This window comes from Lentzea waywayandensis, assembly GCF_900115955.1.
GTDB lineage: Bacteria > Actinomycetota > Actinomycetes > Mycobacteriales > Pseudonocardiaceae > Lentzea > Lentzea waywayandensis.
Genome location: NZ_FOYL01000005.1, coordinates 345553 through 364861, shown reverse-complemented (window position 1 = coordinate 364861; position 19309 = coordinate 345553). Strand labels below are relative to the sequence as shown.

Annotated in this window: 13 protein-coding genes; 10 read left to right on the top strand and 3 right to left on the bottom strand. The window is 68.8% G+C overall.

Annotated features, from left to right (window positions below; all coding sequences use genetic code 11):
* Positions 1-10 precede the first annotated feature (10 nt).
* The 3 genes from trpB (at position 11) to BM417_RS21820 (ending at position 2836) form a co-directional block, all read left to right on the top strand.
* The gene (trpB, locus tag BM417_RS21830) at positions 11-1231 is read left to right on the top strand and encodes a tryptophan synthase subunit beta (protein WP_093597264.1); all 1221 of its coding nucleotides are present in this window, start codon (positions 11-13) and stop codon (positions 1229-1231) included.
* The gene (trpA, locus tag BM417_RS21825; protein ID WP_093597261.1) at positions 1231-2019 is read left to right on the top strand and encodes a tryptophan synthase subunit alpha; all 789 of its coding nucleotides are present in this window, start codon (positions 1231-1233) and stop codon (positions 2017-2019) included. Before trpB ends, trpA begins: the two co-directional genes overlap by 1 nt.
* 250 nt (positions 2020-2269) lie before the next feature.
* Positions 2270-2836, top strand: coding sequence for a Uma2 family endonuclease (locus tag BM417_RS21820; RefSeq protein WP_245822061.1), 567 nt, complete (start codon positions 2270-2272; stop codon positions 2834-2836).
* Here BM417_RS21820 and BM417_RS21815 read toward each other — a convergent pair.
* Positions 2833-3981: an FAD-dependent oxidoreductase gene (locus BM417_RS21815; protein ID WP_093597258.1), complete on the bottom strand. Its 1149-nt coding sequence runs from the start codon at positions 3979-3981 to the stop codon at positions 2833-2835. The genes BM417_RS21820 and BM417_RS21815 overlap by 4 nt on opposite strands.
* A 603-nt stretch (positions 3982-4584) precedes the next feature.
* On the opposite strand from BM417_RS21815, the gene lgt reads away from it, so the two are divergent.
* Genes lgt through BM417_RS21800 form a run of 3 tightly spaced genes read left to right on the top strand, consistent with a single transcriptional unit; the run spans position 4585 to position 7665 of the window.
* Positions 4585-5577, top strand: a complete 993-nt coding sequence (lgt, locus tag BM417_RS21810; protein WP_245822097.1) for a prolipoprotein diacylglyceryl transferase — start codon at positions 4585-4587, stop codon at positions 5575-5577.
* Positions 5578-5580: 3 nt separating this feature from the next.
* Positions 5581-6243 (top strand): response regulator transcription factor, encoded by a 663-nt coding sequence (locus tag BM417_RS21805; RefSeq protein WP_093597252.1) that lies wholly within the window; start codon positions 5581-5583, stop codon positions 6241-6243.
* A gap of 48 nt (positions 6244-6291) precedes the next feature.
* A complete protein-coding gene (locus BM417_RS21800; RefSeq protein WP_093597249.1) occupies positions 6292-7665 on the top strand; it encodes a sensor histidine kinase in 1374 nt (457 codons plus the stop codon).
* On the opposite strand, the gene BM417_RS21795 is transcribed toward BM417_RS21800, so the two are convergent.
* Complete coding sequence (locus BM417_RS21795) at positions 7634-8533, bottom strand: TAXI family TRAP transporter solute-binding subunit (RefSeq protein WP_093597246.1); 900 nt, start codon at positions 8531-8533, stop codon at positions 7634-7636. The two genes, BM417_RS21800 and BM417_RS21795, sit on opposite strands and share 32 nt — an antisense overlap.
* A gap of 111 nt (positions 8534-8644) precedes the next feature.
* Between BM417_RS21795 and dctA the strand changes: the two genes are divergently transcribed.
* The 3 genes from dctA (at position 8645) to BM417_RS21780 (ending at position 16570) form a co-directional block, all read left to right on the top strand.
* Positions 8645-10006: a C4-dicarboxylate transporter DctA gene (gene dctA, locus BM417_RS21790; protein ID WP_093597243.1), complete on the top strand. Its 1362-nt coding sequence runs from the start codon at positions 8645-8647 to the stop codon at positions 10004-10006.
* A gap of 542 nt (positions 10007-10548) precedes the next feature.
* Positions 10549-15072, top strand: a complete 4524-nt coding sequence (gene gltB, locus BM417_RS21785) for a glutamate synthase large subunit (RefSeq protein ID WP_093597240.1) — start codon at positions 10549-10551, stop codon at positions 15070-15072.
* Positions 15065-16570, top strand: coding sequence for a glutamate synthase subunit beta (locus tag BM417_RS21780; RefSeq protein WP_093597237.1), 1506 nt, complete (start codon positions 15065-15067; stop codon positions 16568-16570). The genes gltB and BM417_RS21780 overlap by 8 nt, the downstream gene beginning before the upstream one ends.
* A 69-nt stretch (positions 16571-16639) precedes the next feature.
* Here the strand turns inward: BM417_RS21780 and BM417_RS21775 are convergent, their stop codons facing one another.
* Positions 16640-18715, bottom strand: a complete 2076-nt coding sequence (locus tag BM417_RS21775; protein WP_177320526.1) for a toll/interleukin-1 receptor domain-containing protein — start codon at positions 18713-18715, stop codon at positions 16640-16642.
* 249 nt (positions 18716-18964) lie between these two features.
* Here BM417_RS21775 and BM417_RS21770 point away from each other — a divergent pair, with 249 nt between their 5' ends.
* Positions 18965-19282 (top strand): hypothetical protein, encoded by a 318-nt coding sequence (locus tag BM417_RS21770; RefSeq protein WP_093597231.1) that lies wholly within the window; start codon positions 18965-18967, stop codon positions 19280-19282.
* Positions 19283-19309: the final 27 nt, after the last annotated feature.

Genomic DNA, 19309 nt, shown 5'->3' with positions numbered 1-19309 from the left:
GAGCTACTCGATGGGCCAGTTCACGCCCACACCGCATGATCCAGACGCACGTGGCCACTTCGGCCCGTGGGGTGGCCGGTTCGTCCCGGAGGCCCTGATCGCCGCGGTGGACGAGCTGGCCGCCGAGTACGACAAGGCGCGGCTCGACCCGGAGTTCGTGAACGAGTTCCAGCGCCTCCTTCGCGACTTCGCGGGCCGTCCGTCCCTGCTGACCGAGGCCGCGAAGTTCGCGGAGCACGCCGGTACGCGGGTGTGGCTCAAGCGCGAGGACCTCAACCACACGGGTTCACACAAGATCAACAACGTGCTCGGTCAGGCGTTGCTGACCAAGCGCATGGGCAAGCAGCGCGTGATCGCCGAGACCGGCGCCGGCCAGCACGGCGTGGCGACGGCGACGGCGTGCGCGCTCCTCGGGCTCGACTGCGTCGTCTACATGGGCGAGGTCGACACCGAGCGCCAGGCGCTGAACGTCGCCCGCATGCGTCTGCTGGGCGCCGAGGTCATCCCGGTGAAGTCCGGGTCGCGCACCCTGAAGGACGCGATCAACGAGGCGTTGCGCGACTGGGTCACCAACGTCGACCAGACGCACTACCTGCTCGGCACGGCCGCTGGCCCGCACCCGTTCCCGCTGCTGGTCCGCGACTTCCACCGGATCATCGGCATCGAGGCGCGCGAGCAGATCCTCGAGAAGGCGGGCCGGCTGCCCGACGCCGTCGTCGCCTGCGTCGGTGGCGGCTCGAACGCCATCGGCATCTTCCACGGCTTCATCGACGACCCCGACGTCCGTCTCGTCGGCGTCGAGCCCGGTGGTTCCGGTCTCGACAGCGGCAGCCACGGCGCGACGCTGACGGCCGGCACGCCCGGCTCGTTGCACGGCGCGATGTCGTACGTCATGCAGGACGACGACGGCCAGATCACCGAGGCGCACTCGATCTCCGCCGGTCTCGACTACCCCGGCGTGGGCCCCGAGCACTCGCACCTCAAGGACATCGGCCGCGCCGAGTACTTCCCGGTCACCGACGCCGAGGCCATGGAGGCGTTCGCCCTGCTCTCGCGCACCGAGGGCATCATCCCGGCGATCGAGTCCGCACACGCCCTCGCGGGCGCGCTGAAGATCGGGCCGTCGCTCGGACCGGACGGACTGCTGGTCGTGAACCTCTCCGGCCGTGGTGACAAGGACATGGACACGGCCGTGGAGTACTTCGGCCTCGCTGACGGGGGACAGGCCTGATGTCGTTGTCCGACGTGTTCTCCGCCGCGCGCGCCGAGTCGCGTGCCGCGCTGATCGGCTACCTGCCCGCGGGTTTCCCCACGGTCGATGGTTCCAAGGACTACCTCCGTTCGATGGTCGAGTCCGGGTGTGACCTGGTCGAGGTCGGCCTGCCGTTCTCCGACCCGGTGATGGACGGCCCGACGATCCAGGCCGCCGCCGAGCAGGCGCTGGCCGCGGGCTTCCGCGTACGTGACCTGTTCGACGTGGTGGCTGCTGTCACCGACGCCGGTGGGCGTGCGGTCGTGATGACGTACTGGAACCCGGTGCTGCGCTACGGAGTCGACGCGTTCGCGCGCGACCTCGCCGCAGCCGGTGGCCTCGGCATCATCACGCCCGACCTCGTTCCGGACGAGGCCGAGGACTGGATGGCCGCTTCCGCCGCGCACGGGCTCGACCGGACCTTCCTGGTGGCGCCGTCGTCGACCGAGGAGCGCATCGCGATGACCGCGCGTGCGTCCTCCGGCTTCCTCTACGCCACCGCGGTCATGGGTGTCACGGGCGCCCGTGACGTCGTGTCGTCCGCTGCCCCCGAGCTCGTCGCTCGGGTGCGTGAGCACACCTCGTTGCCGATCGGTGTCGGGCTGGGTGTGCGCTCCGGTGCGCAGGCCGCCGAGATCGCCGGGTTCGCGGACGGCGTCATCGTCGGGTCGGCGTTCGTGTCGGCCGTGGCGGAGGGCGACGCCGCGGTGCGCGCGCTGGCCGCCGACCTCGCCAAGGGTGTGCGGTCGGCTCCCGCGACCGTCTGAACCTCCTTTGCTCTGTGCTGCCGCTCGGCCTTCTGGCCGGGCGGTTTTGCTTTGCCTGCCGGGGGCTGGATGTTCCTCCAAGAGCATGACATGGATTCGAACACCTGATCGAGTGAATCTCTGTCGGTTGGGGGTCGAAACCCCGTTTGACCGTCGGTCTGACCTGCGATCGTGGACTTATGCACAACCCAGCCATCCGCCCGGCGTGCCACACTGGTGGTGCGCAGGCGGTCAACGGAGGTGATGCCCAGTGGCGGCGCCAGCCGAAGCTCGACCCGATGTCCTGCTGCCCGCCCACGAAGGGCCCTGGACGCTCGATGACGTCCTCGCCCTGCCGGAGGACAACAGTCAACGCATCGAACTCGTTGACGGGATGCTTTACGTGAGCCCGTTGGGGAACGCCTTGCACCAGCGCTTGGTGTTCGATGCGTCTTATTCGTTGCGTGGCGCATGTCCGAAGGAGCTCCAGACGACGATCGAGCTGAACGTTCAGTTCGACGGTGATCGGATGTTCATCCCGGACTTCACGGTGCTGAAGAAGCGGGGCGCGAAAGGCCTGACCGTGCCGGCGGCGGACGTGCTCCTCATCGGCGAGGTGCTCTCCCGGAGCACCAAGGTGAACGACCTGGTGCTCAAGCGCCAGATGTACGCGGAAGCGGGTATCTCCTACTACCTGATCATCGATCCGGCCAAGGAAGTTCCCCAGGCGTCGTTGCTCGAACTCGGTGAAGGAAAGTACGTCGAGATCGCGCGCAGCGAGGCCGGCGTGCTGACTTTCGAGCGGCCGTTCCCGGTCACGATCGAACTGCTCTCCTAGCCGTAGAGCCACTCCAGCCGGTCGTGCAGGTCGGCCACGGCCCACGAGGCGAACATCGCGTCGCGGACCTCCGCCGCCTCGCCGGCCGGGTGGTAGATCTCCCGGCCCATCCATCGTGACGCGTGGTGGACGCGCGCGGTCCGCTCCGAGCGGAGCGACACGTACCGCGCAAAAGAGCCGCCTACGTCACGGGGGTCGAACACGGACGAGAGGCACACGGCGTCCTCCAACGCCTGACAGGCGCCCTGCGCGGCGTACTGCAGCACCGGATGGGCGGCGTCACCGAGCAGCACGACCCGCGAGTCCTGCCAGTCGGTGATCGGCGCGCGGTCGCACAGCACCCACGCCCGCCACTCGTCGGCGAGCTCCATGATCCGTGCCGCGTCGTCGCACAACGGCGTGAAGTGCTTCATCACCTCGGCGTGCTCGACGGGCTTGCCGGTCATGGGGTCCGTGGCGTCGTTGTCCGCGGTGGCGACGAGATTCACGTACCGCCCGCCCGCGATCACGTACCAGACGACGTGATAGCGCGGCCCCGCCCACAGCGTGACGACGTTCTCCTTCAACGAGAGCGGCACGTCCTGAGCGGGAATGACCGCGCGGAACGTCGTGTGCCCGGACACCTGTGGATCCCCGTCACCCACGAGCTGCCGCCGCACCGCCGACCGCAACCCGTCAGCGCCGATCAGCGCGTCTCCGTGCACGAGATCGCCCGACCGCAGCACCGCCGTGACCCCGTCAGCGTCCTGCGTGTAGGCCTCGACGCCGCTGCTGACCCGGAGGTCGATCCGCTCGTCGTTCTGGCAGGCGTCGAGCAACGGCGTGAGCACGTCGTTGCGATGCACCACCGCATAGGTGCCGAACCGCTCCTGAAAGCCCTCGTTGACGGGCAACCCGGCGATCTGCCGCCCGGACACCCCGCACCGCAACCGCAACTCGTCCACGTGCACGGCCCGGCCCCGCACCGCGGCACCCACGCCAAGCGAGTCGAGCATGCGGAACCCGTTGGGCCCGACCTGGATGCCCGCGCCGATCTCCTCGAACAAGGGCGCGGCCTCCAGCACCGTCACCCGCTGCCCGGCCCGTGCGAGCCCGAGCGCCGTCGCCAGCCCGCCGATACCGCCGCCGACCACCAGGACCGTCATGTCCGACCTTTCGGGAGTCTGCCCAGACCGCGTCCGAGTATCTCGGTTCAGCGATCACGAACCCCCTAAGGTCCGGAGTTCTGGACGTCGCCGGCCCAGGTGGGCAGGTTCGCGCCGCGGAAACCGGTCATGAACACCCTTGAGGTCCACGGTTCCGCGTGCTTCCCTCCCCTCCGAGGTCCTGGACCCGAGCCTGGCGGATGGAGAACGGGCGCTGCTCCGCTGTCCCGGAGGTCAGGCACGTTCCGTGCGTTCGCCCAGCTGAAGTCACGCGGCCCAAGTGCCTGTGGGTTGCGGCCACACACCAGGCCGGGTATCCCGATTTCGGTTCTGGTGGCGCGTCCCGGAGGTCGGGCGAATCCGAGCCTCGGCAGAGGAAAGAACGGGCACGGCTTCGCCCTCCCGGCGAGCGTGTCACGTCCGGTGCATACGCCCAGCTGAGGCCATGAGGCTCACGCGCCTATGGGCCGCGACCACACACACGAGCCCGGCCGGGTACCCCCAATTTCGATTCTAGTGATCGGCACCGACAGGGTTCGGGCCGATAACGATCGAGCGTCCCCACGAGACGCTCACAAGCCGACCGGTACGGTGGGCGCCGTGTTGGACGCCCTCCTGGCCACGATCCCGAGTCCCGACCGCGGTGTTTGGTACCTCGGTCCCCTCCCGCTCAGGGCCTACGCGCTGTGCATCATCGCCGGCATCATCGTCGCCATCTGGTGGGGTGAGCGCCGCTGGGTCGAACGCGGCGGCATCAAGGGCGAGGTCACGGACATCGCCGTGTGGGCGGTGCCGTTCGGCCTCGTCGGCGGGCGGCTCTACCACGTCATCACGGACAACCAGAAGTACTTCGGGCCGGGCAAGGACCCGCTCGCGGCGCTGGAGATCTGGAACGGCGGCCTCGGCATCTGGGGTGCTATCGCGCTCGGTGCCGTCGGTGCGTGGATCGGGTGCCGGCGCAAGGGCATTCCGTTGCCCGCGATGGCGGACGCGCTCGCGCCCGGCATCGTGGTGGCGCAGGCCATCGGTCGGCTCGGCAACTACTTCAACCAGGAGCTCTACGGCGGCGACACGACGTTGCCGTGGGGTCTGGAGATCTACCGTCGCGTCACGCCTGAGGGGCGTGAGGACGCGCTGGCGGGTATCGCCATCGATCACACGCCGATCCAGGTCGTGCACCCGACGTTCCTCTACGAGCTGCTGTGGAACCTCGGTGTCGCGGTGCTGATCGTGTGGGCGGACCGGAAGTTCCGGCTCGGCCACGGGCGGGTGTTCGCGCTGTACGTCGCGGGCTACACGGCCGGTCGGTTCTGGATCGAGCTGATGCGCACCGACGAGGCGACGCTGATCCTCGGCACGCGCGTCAACGTGTTCGTGTCGGCGCTGGTGTTCTTCGGCGCGGTCGCGTACTTCATCATCGCGAAGTCCCGCGGTGAGCGAGAGGACGTCGCCGCACTGCGCGGCACGGAAGAACCCGCTGAAGCCGAACAAGAGGCAGAGGACAAGAGCGTCACCGACGTCGTCGAGGACGGCAACGAGGACGACGCCGCCGAGAAGGACAAGAAGAACTCCCCGGAGTCCGTCAAACCGGAGTGATCTGTGCGCGTGCTCGTCGTCGAGGATGACGACCGGGTGGCCAGAGGCCTGCTGACCGCATTGCGGCACGCGGGCTACGAGGTGCATCGGGTGGCCACGGCCGCTGACGCGCTGCGTGCCGCACCTGCCGACGTGGTGCTGCTCGACCTCGGCCTGCCCGATGGCGACGGCCTGGACGTGCTGCGCGAGTTGCGGCACCGTCCGGGCACCGCCGTCATCACCGTGACCGCACGCGGCGAGGAACGCGAACGCGTTCTCGGTCTGCGCGCGGGCGCCGACGACTACGTGGTGAAGCCGTTCGGCACGTCCGAACTCCTCGCACGGATCGAAGCCGTCCTCAGGAGAACGCGCACGCACCGCGCGGAACCGGAGAGCGAAGGGCCGCTCCGGATCGGGCCGCTGCAGATCAACACCTCGACGCGTGCGGTCACTTTGGACGGTGAGCCGCTCTCGTTGACCCGCAAGGAGTTCGACCTGCTCGCCCTGCTCGCCGCACGCAAGGGCGAGGTCGTGAGCCGCGACTTCATCGTGGACCAGGTGTGGCAGGCGCACTGGGAGGCGCCGTCGCGGACGCTGGACACGCACATCGCGGCGTTGCGCGGCAAGCTCGGCGGCCACGCCAAGATCGAGACGGTCCGGGGCGTGGGTTACCGCCTCGCCACGTGACGAGTCTCCAAGAGACATCCACAGGTACGTGCGGAACAATCGCAACCGATGCTCCGCCGACTGCTCGTCATCACCGTTCCGCTGCTCGTCGCCCTGGTGGCGGCGCTCGGCATCCCTTTGGCGTCCGCGGTCGTGCAGCGAGAGACGCAGACGACCTATCTCGACCGCCTCGGTGACGCCAGCAGGTTCGCCTCGCTCGGCGAGAGCGCGTTGCAGTCGGACCGGCTGGAAGCACTCAGCCAGGAGATCCAGCGCTACGACAACCTCTACGACATCCCGGTCGCCCTGGTCAGCGCGGACAGGCGGATCGTCATGTCCTCGCGGCAGGGGTTCAACCCCAGCAACGACCCCGAGGTCACGAAGGCCCTCAACACGGCGTTGAACGGTGGCGTGAGGCCCGAGCCCGAGTACACGGGCTGGCCGTGGCGCACGGGGCCGATGGTCGTGGTCGAGCCGGTCGGGCGGGACAGTGAGGTGGTGGCCGCCGTCGTCACCATTTCGCAGACACGCGGCCTGCGCACCGAGGTGCTGCGGCAGTGGGGACTGATGGCGCTGGCCGGTCTCGCGCCGATGCTGGCCGTGGTCGCCGCCGCCTGGCCCATGTCGCGGTGGGTGCTCCGGCCGGTCGGCAGGCTCGACGAGGCCACCGCGGCCGTGGCCCAGGGCAACCTCGACGTGCGGGCGGACGAGGTCGGCGGGCCGCAGGAGCTCAGAAGGCTCGCCCGCAGTTTCAACATCATGGTCGACGTCGTCGGCAAGGCGCTGAACAGGCAGAAGGCGTTCGTGGCCGACGCGTCGCACCAGCTGCGGAACCCGCTGGCCAGTCTGCGGCTCGCCGTGGACAACCTCGAACCGCACGTGGACGGCGAGCTCGCGCGGGAAGCGCACCAGATCGCGGTCGAGGAGGCCGAGGAGATGGGGCGCGTGCTCGACACGCTGCTCGCCGCGACCCGGCTCGACAGCGCGCGGCAGACCGAACCCGTCGAGATCGACCAGCTGCTCACGACGCACCGTGCGGCCTGGCAGGCGCTCGCGACCAGGTCCGGTGTCACGCTGAAGATCGACGTACCGGCGGGCCTGACCATGCAGGAACCGCCTGGCGGCCTCGGCAGCGTGCTGGACGAGCTCGTCAGCAACGCCATCCGCCTCTCCAACGCCACCGAGGTCGTGATCACCGGCAGGCCCGGTGAGCTGCACGTCGTCGACGACGGCGACGGCTTGAGCGCCGAGGAACGCGAGCTCGCGCTCCAGCGGTTCTGGCGCGCGACCAAGCACCAGAACGTCGCGGGCACCGGCATGGGGCTCGCGATCTGCGCTGAGCTGATCGAGTCGGCCGGCGGCACGCTCACCCTGCACGACGCGGACCCCGGCCTGGACGTGAAGGTCGCCCTCAGCGCTTCACGGAACGGAACCAGCGCATAGCGCCGTCGTGCAGCGGCACGAGACCGGTCGCGATGCCGGTGCGGACGTTTATCCGCGACGCCTCCGGGTGCCCCTCGACGATCCGCGCGGTCTCGGTGAACACCGTGCGCGTCACGACCTCCACGACGTCCGCGCTCAGCGACTCGCGCGCCAGCAGCAGGTTCGGCACCGCGAACGTCTGGTTCGCCGCCACGTCCTCGTAGGTGGTGCTGGGGATGGTCGCGGGGATGTACGGGCCCTTGTACTTCTCGGCGAGCTTGATCGCCTCGTCCGGGATGTTGATCAGCCGCACGTTGCCCTGAAGATCGGTTATCGCCGGCGTCGGGATGCCGGTCAGCGCCAGCATCGCGTCCAACGACCCGTCGGCGACGCGGCGGGAGGCCTCGGCGTGCGCCATGCGTTCGTCCATTGCGGACAGACCGAAGAACGCCAGCATCCGCTCGGTGGTGAACTCCGTGCCGGACCCGATGGGACCCAGCGAGATCCGCTTGCCCGCGAGATCGCCGAAGGTGTGGATCGGGGACGCCGCCGGAACCGCGATCTGCATGAAGCTGTCGTAGAGCCGGCCGACCGCGCGGACGCTCTGCGGGTCGTCGATCGGGTCCAAAGAGGACAGCGCGAGCTGGGCTTCACCGGAGCGCAGCAACTGAAGGTTCTCAACCGATGCAGCAGTCGGGATGGCGGTGACCTTCGTGCCGGGCAGCTGCTCGGCCAGCGCGGCCGCCAGCGCTCCGCCGACCTCGCGGAACACCGCGCCCTCCGGCCCGGTCGCGAGCACCAGCTCGGCGGGTGCCTCGACTCTGCGCGGGGTGCACCCGGCGAGAGCCAGTCCGGCCCCTAGCAGAAGCGTGCGACGACGAAGCGACACCAATGAAGCCTAGCTGTTACGTCAGGGCTGTCTGAAGTTTCCTCACGTCGGCTTGTCGGGCCTGGTGGCGCGGCTCACTCTCTCTCCCAACGCGTAGTTCAAGGAGGAACAGTGGCCACCACGACCACAGGGCGCAAACCGATCTACAAGCACCTCTACTTCTGGGTGCTGGTCTCCATCGTTCTGGGCGCTGCCGTCGGCTTCCTGTTCCCCAAACAGGCGTCCGAGATGAAGTGGCTCGCCGACCTGTTCGTGAACCTCGTGAAGGTCGTCATCGCGCCGACCATCTTCGCGACGATCATCGTCGGCATCGCGGGCCTCGGGAACCTCGCCAAGGCGGGCGGGCTCGCGCTCAAGACGATCCTCTACTTCACCGCGATGACCACGGTGGCGCTCGCCATCGGCCTCATCGTCGTGAACATCGTCCAGCCGGGTCACCACGGCGGCGACATCACGCTCAACGCGAGCCAGGCCGACGCGACGCTGAAGTCCGCCTCGACCGCGGAGACGGGCATCACCGGCTTCATCCTGAGCCTGGTGCCCAAGTCGTTCGTCAGCGCGTTCACCGACGGCCAGCTGATCCAGGTGCTCGTGGTCGCCATCCTCGTGGCCGTCGCGGTCGCCGGCATGGGTGAGCGCGGCGCCAAGGTCGTCTCCGCGATGGAGACGCTCTCCAAGGTGATGTTCGGCATCATCAAGATCGTCATGTACGTCGCGCCGATCGGTGCCTTCGGCGGTATCGCCTACACCGTCGGCAAGTTCGGCGGCAGCGTGCTCGGCAAGCTGCTGTGGCTGATGGGCTCGTTCTACGCCACCTGCATCCTGTTCGTCATCGTGGTGCTCGGCCTGGTCGCGAAGTTCGCGGGCTTCAGCCTCTTCAAGTTCCTGCGCTACATCAAGGACGAGATCCTGATCGTGCTCGGCACCTCGTCGTCCGAGTCGGTGCTGCCGCGCATGATGGTCAAGCTGGAGGCGGCGGGCGCCCAGAAGTCGGTCGTCGGCCTCACCATCCCGACCGGGTACTCGTTCAACCTCGACGGCACCTGCATCTACCTGACCATGGGCGCGATCTTCATCGCCCAGGCCACCGGTAACGACGTGTCGATCGGCGTCCAGATCGGCCTGCTGCTCTTCATGCTGATCGCGTCGAAGGGCGCGGCGGGCGTCACCGGCGCCGGCCTCGTCACCCTGGCCGCCTCGCTGCAGGCCTTCGAGGCCCACTCGGCCATCCCCGCGGTCGGCATCGCGCTGATCGTCGGCATCGACCGGTTCATGTCCGAGGCCCGCGCCATCACGAACGTGATCGGCAACGGTGTCGGCTCCCTGGTCGTGGCCGCCTGGCAGAAGGGCCTCGACAAGGAGCGCCTGACCGAGGTGCTGAACAACCCCGACAGCGTCGACGTCGACGACCTGCTGGCGCAGCAGACCGGCGCCGAGGGCGACGACAGGAAGGAGCCGGTCGCGGCTCACTGAGGACGTCCGTGACCGGAGGCGACTCTTCCCGCCTCCGGTCACGAGACCTCAGACCTCCATGTATGCCGAGGTCCCGCTCTCCCCGCATGCGGCGTGGGGTGAACGGGGCCTCGGTCTCGTTTGGCAGGGAACAGTCGCGGTCTGCCCCAGTGGACAGTGGCCCGGCGGCTGTGGCCGGTTTCGAGTGAGCGTCCGCTAACTGGGACGACAATGGCTCGACCAGCGAAAACGTGTGGGTACCCAGCTCATCCAGTGGCAAACCGGGAATGTCGCGCAACTCTCATCCGGCTGGCCGATGTTGAACGTTCGGTTACGCTTACCCGGCTGTAACGAACGCCGACGTTGGCCGCAATGTCGCTCCCCAGCCGGGAATCGTTACACATCCATGACCTAGATCACCCATTGGCGGGTGTCCCTGGGTTTCGCGGCTGTTAAAGTCGCGTCAACACGCGGGCCATCGTCGTCCCGTGCTCCCTTGTTGGTTCGAGGTCTGAGCACGAGGACATTGTTCTTTAGCGAGGACGACGAAGGAGGTCTGCGCAGTGATCTTCTCCGCCATCCCCGGCCCCCAGGGTCTTTACGACCCGGCTGATGAGCGCGACGCGTGCGGCGTCGCCATGGTGGCCGACATCCAGGGCAGGCGCTCCCACGGCATCGTCGTCGATGCCTTGACGGCGCTCGCGAACCTGGAGCACCGGGGCGCCGCGGGCGCCGAACCCACTTCGGGTGACGGTGCTGGCATTCTTCTGCAGCTGCCGGACGAGTTCCTGCGTGCTGTGGTCGATTTCGACCTTCCCGAGCGTGACCAGTACGCGGCGGGAATCGCCTTTCTTCCGTTTGAATCCGAAGAACGCGTCGCCGCGATGCAGGAGATCGAACGCATCGCGGAAGAGGAGAGCCTCGTCGTTCTCGGCTGGCGCGACGTCCCGACCGACCCGGAGAAGGCCAACGTCGGCCCGACCGCGATGTCGGTGGCGCCGCACTTCGCGCAGCTCTTCGTGAAGGGCACGCGCGACGAGGCCGGGATCGCCCTGGACCGCCTGGCTTTCTGCCTGCGCAAGCGGGTGGAGCACGAGGGCAGTGTCTACTTCCCTTCGCTGTCGGCGCGAACGATCGTCTACAAGGGAATGCTGACGACCGAGCAGCTGCCGGCGTTCTTCCCCGACCTGCACGACGAGCGCCTCTACTCTGCGATCGCGTTGGTGCACAGTCGTTTCTCCACGAACACCTTCCCGTCGTGGCCGCTCGCGCACCCGTTCCGGTTCGTCGCGCACAACGGTGAGATCAACACCGTCCGCGGCAACCGCAACCGCATGCGTGCCCGCGAGGCGTTGCTGGACAGCGAACTCATCCCGGGCGACCTCGCCCGGCTGTTCCCGATCTGCAACCCGGACGGCTCGGACTCGGCGTCGTTCGACGAGGTGCTGGAGCTGCTGCACCTCGGCGGCCGCAGCCTGCCGCACGCGGTGCTGATGATGATCCCGGAGGCGTGGGAGAACCACGCCACGATGGACCCGAAGCGCCGCGCGTTCTACCAGTTCCACGCGAGCCTCATGGAGCCGTGGGACGGCCCGGCCTGTGTCACCTTCACCGACGGCACGCTCGTCGGCGCGGTCCTCGACCGCAACGGCCTGCGTCCTGCCCGCTGGTGGCAGACCGCCGACGGCCGAGTGGTTCTGGCGTCCGAGACCGGCGTGCTCGACGTGCCGTCCGACCAGGTGGTCGCGAAGGGCCGCCTGCAGCCGGGTCGCATGTTCCTGGTGGACACCGCGCAGGGCCGCATCGTCGACGACGAGGAGTTCAAGTCGGGGCTCGCCTCGGAGTCGCCCTACGACGAGTGGCTGCACGCCGGCCTGCTCGACCTGGCCGACCTCTCGGACCGCGAGCACGTGGTGCAGAGCCACGAGTCGGTCGTGCGCCGCCAGCTCACCTTCGGCTACACCGAGGAGGAGCTGCGGATCCTGCTCACGCCCATGTCGATCATGGGCATGGAGCCGCTGGCGTCGATGGGCACGGACACACCGGTCGCGGCGCTCAGCCAGCGTTCCCGGCTGCTCTACGACTACTTCGTGCAGAACTTCGCACAGGTCACGAACCCGCCGCTGGACGCGATCCGCGAAGAGATCGTCACGTCCGTCAAGCGCGTGATGGGCCCCGAGCAGAACCTGCTCGACCCCGGCCCCGTCTCGTGCCGCCACGTGACGCTCGACTACCCGGTCATCGACAACGACGAGCTCGCCAAGCTCATCCACATCAACGACGACGGTGACCTGCCGGGCTTCGCCTGCACCGTCCTGTCTGGACTGTACGAAGTGGACGGCGGCGGCGAGGCGCTCACCGCCGCGATCGAGCGCGTGCGTCGCGAGGCGTCGGAGGCCATCGCGAACGGCGCTCGTACGCTGGTGCTGAGCGACCGCGACTCGGACCACCGCATGGCGCCGATCCCGTCGCTGCTGCTCGTGTCCTCGGTGCACCACCACCTGGTGCGCACCAAGGAACGTCTGCGGGTCGCGCTGGTGGTCGAGTCCGGTGACTGCCGCGAGGTCCACCACGTCGCCGCCCTGCTCAGCTACGGTGCCGCCGCGGTGAACCCGTACCTCGCGTTCGAGACGATCGAGGACCTGATCAGCCAGGGCGCCATCTCCGGCGTCCGCGCTCACAAGGCGGTCCGCAACTACGTCAAGGCGCTCGTCAAGGGCGTCCTGAAGATCATGTCGAAGATGGGCATCTCGACCGTCGGTGCCTACACCGCGGCGCAGATCTTCGAGGCGGTCGGCCTGTCGAACGACCTGCTGGACGAGTACTTCACCGGCACGCAGTCCAAGCTCGGCGGCGTCGCCCTGGACGTGCTTGCCGAGGAGGTGGCCGTCCGCCACCGCCGCGCGTACCCGGACAACCCGACCGACCGCGCGCACCGCAGGCTGGAAGTCGGCGGCGAGTACTCCTACCGCCGCGAAGGCGAGCTGCACCTGTTCACGCCGGAGACGGTGTTCCTGCTGCAGCACGCCACGAAGACGCGCAAGGAGGACGTCTTCCGCCAGTACACGGCGGAGGTCGAGCGCATCTCCCGGCAGGGCGGCACGTTGCGCGGGCTGTTCAAGTTCCGGAGCGAGGGCCGCACGCCGATCCCGATCGACGAGGTCGAGCCCGTCAGCTCGATCGTCAAGCGCTTCAACACCGGCGCCATGTCGTACGGCTCGATCTCGGCCGAGGCGCACGAGACCCTTGCCATCGCGATGAACCGTCTCGGCGGTAGGTCGAACAGCGGTGAGGGCGGCGAGGACCGCGAGCGCCTGTACGACCCGGAGCGGCGTTCCGCGGTCAAGCAGGTCGCGAGTGGACGGTTCGGCGTCACGAGCGAGTACCTCGTGAACTCCACGGACATCCAGATCAAGATGGCGCAGGGCGCGAAGCCCGGCGAGGGCGGTCAGCTGCCCGGCTTCAAGGTCTACCCGTGGATCGCACGCACCCGGCACTCCACGCCGGGCGTCGGTCTGATCTCGCCGCCGCCGCACCACGACATCTACTCGATCGAGGATCTGGCGCAACTCATCCACGATCTTAAAAACGCGAACGAGCAGGCTCGGGTTCACGTGAAGCTCGTCTCGTCGATCGGTGTGGGCACGGTCGCGGCCGGCGTGGCCAAGGCTCACGCGGACGTCGTGCTGATCTCCGGCTACGACGGCGGCACCGGCGCCTCGCCGATGAACTCGCTCAAGCACGCTGGAACGCCGTGGGAGATCGGCCTCGCCGAGACCCAGCAGACGTTGCTGCTCAACGGCCTGCGCGACCGCATCACCGTCCAGGTCGACGGCGCCATGCGCACCGGCCGGGACGTGGTCGTGGCCGCACTGCTGGGCGCGGAGGAGTTCGGCTTCGCCACGGCACCGCTGATCGTCGCGGGCTGCGTGATGATGCGCGTCTGCCACCTGGACACGTGCCCGGTCGGCGTCGCCACGCAGAACCCCGACCTGCGCGCCCGCTACACCGGCCAGGCCGACCACGTCGTGAACTTCTTCGAGTTCATCGCGCAGGAGGCCCGCGAGATCCTGGCCGAGCTCGGGTTCCGCACGATCGACGAGGCCGTCGGTCACGCGGAGCTGCTCGACAAGGACGAGGCGATCGAGCACTGGAAGACCGCGGGCCTGAACCTGGACCCGGTCTTCGAGGTGCCGGAGACCCCGTACCCGACGGCGAAGCGCAAGATCCGCGACCAGGACCACGGCCTCGACAAGGCCCTGGACCGCACGCTGATCCAGCTCGCGGAGGCGGCGCTGGAGGACGCGCACCAGGTCAAGCTGGAGCTGCCCGTCCGCAACGTCAACCGCACCGTCGGCACGCTGCTCGGCGCCGAGGTCACCCGTCGCTTCGGCGGCGAGGGCCTGGAGGACGACACGATCCAGGTCAGGCTGACCGGGTCGGCCGGCCAGTCGCTCGGCGCGTTCCTGCCGCGCGGCATCACGCTCGAGATGGTCGGCGACGCGAACGACTACGTCGGCAAGGGCCTGTCCGGCGGACGGATCATCGTCCGGCCGTTCGAGGACGCGCCGTTCCGCGCCGAGGACCAGGTGATCGCGGGCAACGTGATCGGCTACGGCGCCACGTCCGGCGAGATCTTCCTGCGCGGGCGTGTCGGCGAACGCTTCTGCGTCCGCAACTCCGGCGCGCTGCTGGTGGCCGAGGGTGTGGGCGACCACGCGTTCGAGTACATGACCGGTGGCCGGGCAGTGGTGCTCGGGCCGACCGGGCGCAACGTCGCGGCCGGCATGTCCGGCGGTATCGCGTACGTGCTCGACCTGGACCCGTTGTCGGTGAACCAGGAGATGGTGCAACTGCAGCGCCTCAACGCCGAGGACCTGCGTTGGCTCAAGGACGCCATCACCAAGCACCAGCAGGCGACGGGTTCCGCCGTCGCCGCGTCGTTGCTCGGTGACTGGACCCGGCGAGCCGGTGCGTTCACGAAGGTCATGCCCGGTGACTTCCAGCGAGTGATGGACGCGATGCGTCTGGCGCGCGCCGAGGGCCGGGACGTTGACGCGGCTGTCATGGAGGCGTCCCGTGGCTGATCCACAGGGTTTTATGAAGCACACCCGTTCCGACGCGCCCAAGCGCCCGAAGCCGGAACGGTTGCAGGACTGGAACGAGGTCTACCTCCACGAGGACCCCGTCGAGCGCAACAACGCGGTGCGCACGCAGGCCACGCGGTGCATGGACTGCGGCATTCCCTTCTGCCACAGCGGAACCGCGGGCTGTCCACTCGGGAACCTGATCCCCGAGTGGAACGACCTGGTGCGCCGCGGCGACTGGGAGCTCGCCTCGGACCGCCTGCACGCCACCAACAACTTCCCGGAGTTCACGGGTCGTCTGTGCCCGGCACCGTGTGAGGCCGCCTGCGTGCTGGCGATCTCGCACGACGCCGGTGGTGCCGTCGCGATCAAGCGGGTCGAGGAGACCATCGCGGACGTGTCGTGGGAGAACGGCTACGTGCAGCCGATCCAGGCGACCGTGTCCTCGGGCAAGCGCGTCGCGATCGTCGGCTCCGGTCCCGCCGGACTCGCCGCCGCGCAGCAGCTGGCCCGCGCGGGCCACGAGGTCGTTGTGTACGAACGGGACGACCGGCTCGGTGGCCTGCTGCGGTACGGCATCCCCGAGTTCAAGATGGAGAAGAAGATCCTCGACCGTCGCCTGTCCCAGCTTCGCCGGGAGGGCACGAAGTTCGTGACCGGCTGCGAGGTCGGTGTCGACATCACGGTCGAGGAGCTGCGTGCCGAGTTCGACTCGGTCGTGCTCGCCGTGGGTGCGCTGCGCGGCCGTGACGACAAGACGACCCCTGGGCGTGAGCTCAAGGGCGTGCACCTCGCGATGGACCACCTGGTCCCCGCGAACCGCGCCGTCGAGGGTGACGGCCCGTCCGCGATCTCCGCCGAGGGCAAGCACGTCATCGTCATCGGCGGTGGTGACACGGGCGCCGACTGCTACGGCACCGCGACCCGCCAGGGCGCGCTGTCCGTGACGCAGCTCGACCAGTACCCGATGCCGCCGTCCGTCCGCGACGACGACCGTTCGCCGTGGCCGGTGTGGCCGCACATCCTGCGCACGTACCCCGCGCACGAGGAGGCCGGCGAACGCCGCTTCACCGTGGCGGTCAAGCGTTTCGTGGGTGACGACGACGGGCACGTGCGCTTCATCGAACTGCAGCAGGTGCGCGTCGAGAAGGACTCGTCCGGCCGCCGTTCCGTGGTGCCGCTGACCGACGAGATCGAGGTCCTGCCCGCGGACATGGTGCTGCTGGCGATCGGCTTCGAGGGCGTCGAGCACATGCGCCTTCTGGACGACCTGGGCATTTCCCTGTCGGCGCGCGGCACGATCTCGTGCGGCTCCGACTGGCAGACGACCGCGCCCGGCGTGTTCGTCTGCGGGGACGCGCATCGCGGCGCTTCCCTCGTGGTGTGGGCGATCGCCGAGGGGCGGTCCGTGGCGAACGCCGTGGACAGGTTCCTCACGGGTTCCTCGAACCTGCCTTCGCCGGTCATCCCGAACCAGCTTCCGCTCGCTGTGGTCTGACAACGGCGTCAGATCAGCGGAGAGCAGCATGACGCCCCGGCCGACAACGACGTCGGCCGGGGCGTTCGCCTATGCGGCCTGGGCACAGGTGTCGCGGTAGTCCAGTTCCGGCAGGTACTGCTGCCACTCCAGCGGACTGAGGCCGCCGGCGGCGACCGTGCAGGCGTGGCCGACCAGGCTGCCGGGCGATCCCTGCCCGAACGAACCGCGCAACGTGGTGGCCAGTTCGGCGTTCGTGTCCGAGCTGGGCGCCAGAGCGTGCGCGGTCAGGCCGAGGCGCAGCGCCAGCCGCGGCGACGAGGTGCGCGCGACCTGGGCTTGTGCCACGAGTGCGCGTGCCGTGGCCTTGTCGCGTCCCACGCTGGCGTTGTGCCATTGGACTGCTGCCAGCCCTGCCGCGCCGATCGCGGCCACGAGGAACACCGCCAGACAGCTGACCGTGCGCCTGCGGTCGCGGCGGCGTTGTCCTTGCAGCGTGTGGATCCGGTTGCGGCTCACGGCCAGGAACCGGCGGGCGTCGGGGGAGAGGTCGTCGTTCGCCACCAACGGTGCGATGGCGGCGAACGTGTCCTCGTTGAGCAGCAAGTGGTCCGCGCGTTCGCCCTCGATCCACTGCGAGGCGTCCAGCTCGACGGACTGGGCCGCACGCAGGCCGATCTGCCGTTCCTCGATGGCGCCGCGCAACGGCCGCCACTCGGTGAACAACGCCTCGTGCGCCACGCCGATCCAGCGGCCCTGCTTGTCGCCGCTCGCGGTGAGCAGGCGGTGCCGGACGAACACCTCCAGTGCGGCGCGGGCGTGCGGGTCCAGCTGGGCCATGTTGACGCGTTTGCGGGTCGGCCTGCCGGTGTGGTCGAGCGTGGCCAGGGCCGCGAGCCGGGCGAGCAGTTCCTCCTTGCCCATCCCGGTTTCCGCGACGGCACTGTCGAGCACGTCGTCGGCGTGCCGGGCCAACGCGCCGTGGACGCCGCCGAGGTGTTCGTACAGCTCGCTGGACAGCGTGCCGCCTCGGGGCACGCCCATCGCCAGGTGCTGCAACGTGAACGCGAGCAACGGCAACGCCTCGCCGCTCACCGTGTCCTCGACGAGCAACGCGACGAGCTCCGGGTGCACCTTGAGCCCGGCCACGCGGGCAGGGCCGGTGATCACGATGTTGAGCACCTCGCGCGCGAGCGGTGCCAGCACGTAGCTGCCGAGGTGGACGCCGCTCAGTTCGGGCAACGTCCGCAGGTCGTCCAGGAACTCCGACCGCAGCGTCGCGACCACCCGCACGTTGTCCGCCAGCGCGTCCTTGAGCAGGTTCGCGACGACCTGACGGTCCTTCTCGTCGGCACGGGTGAAGAACTCCTCGGCCTGGTCGATGGTGATCAGCAGCCTGCGGTCCTCGTCCACGAGCTCCTGGGCGACGCCGCGCAGCCCGTCGAGGACGAGCCGGTCCTTGGTCTCCCGCAACGTCCAGTCGAGACCGACTCGGCCGGCGGTCTTGCGCACCGCGCGGGCGAGCGCGTCGAGCGGGTCGGTGCCCGGCAGCCACGGCGGCATGACGAGCCAGCGCGGGTCGTCCGCGAGCTGGGCCAGCAGGCCAGCCCTGACCAGCGACGACTTGCCGCAGCCGGACGGGCCGACGACGGCGAGCAGGCCGGGGCCGCGGCGCACCTTGCGGGCCAGCGCGCGGGTTTCCGCGTCACGGCCGAAGAACACCGCGCTCAGCGCCGTGCTGAACGCGTCCAGGCCGGGGAACGGTTCCTGGTCCTTCGCGAGCTTGCGGCCGCCGGTGTCGAACCGCCGCAGCGCCTTTTGCAGGTGCTCGCGTGCGGTGGTGTGCGGGATGTGGTTGAGGTGCCCGATCAACGGGTGGATGACGCCGTCGAGCTGCACGGGCAGCAGGAGAGTGCCCAGCGCGTCCGCGATGGCGATCTCGGCGTTGCACCAGCTCGACGTGACCGACGCCTGGCTGATGACGCACACGACGGCGTCCGCCCTGCGTAACTCGTGGTGCAAACGCTCGCGCCACGCCTCGCCGACCTGGATCCCGTCCTCGGGGTGCACTTCCAGGAAGATTTCGTGATCACCTTCGAGCCAGTTGCGGATATGTGTCGCGATCGCCACATTCTGCGTCGCGTGGCTGATGAACACCCTCGCCACGACCGTCTCCTTTGGCATTCGGTCACCGATTGTGCAGAGCTGGCAGGGATCGGCGGCCGGTCGTCCACTGACTGGCGGATCTACAACGCGGCGGGACCACTCTCTGCATACGTACGTTTCCGTGAAATCAGAAGCCCTTTCGGGTGAAACTTGTGTGTGATGCGGGCAAAGTCAGTCTCGTATATCGCGGAACTTGTCCACTTTGGGCGAAACTGATAGTCGTAGATCAACTCGGTCGGGGGTGTGAGCATGCGCAGCGTTCTTCTCGCTGTCATCGTCGCCCTGTGCGCCGTGCTGACCCCGGCCGTGTCCACTGTGTCGATCGGCGCGCCGCCGCCGAAGTCGAAGACGTCTGTCCCCAAGGAAGAAGCGCCGCGTGAGGAGCGCGAGCCGAGCCGCCTGCGTCTGCTGGTCGCGTCCGTCGACCGGACGTCCAACGTGGCCGCTCCGTCCTTCTTCACGGTGTTCACGCCGCGCGCCGTTCCCGGTGTTCTCGCGCTCGTGTCCGACGCCGAACCAACACTGGTCTGGCGCACACCCCCTGCGCTGCAGGTGTTCCGACACTGATCGGTCCCCACTCCCCGATCAAACCGA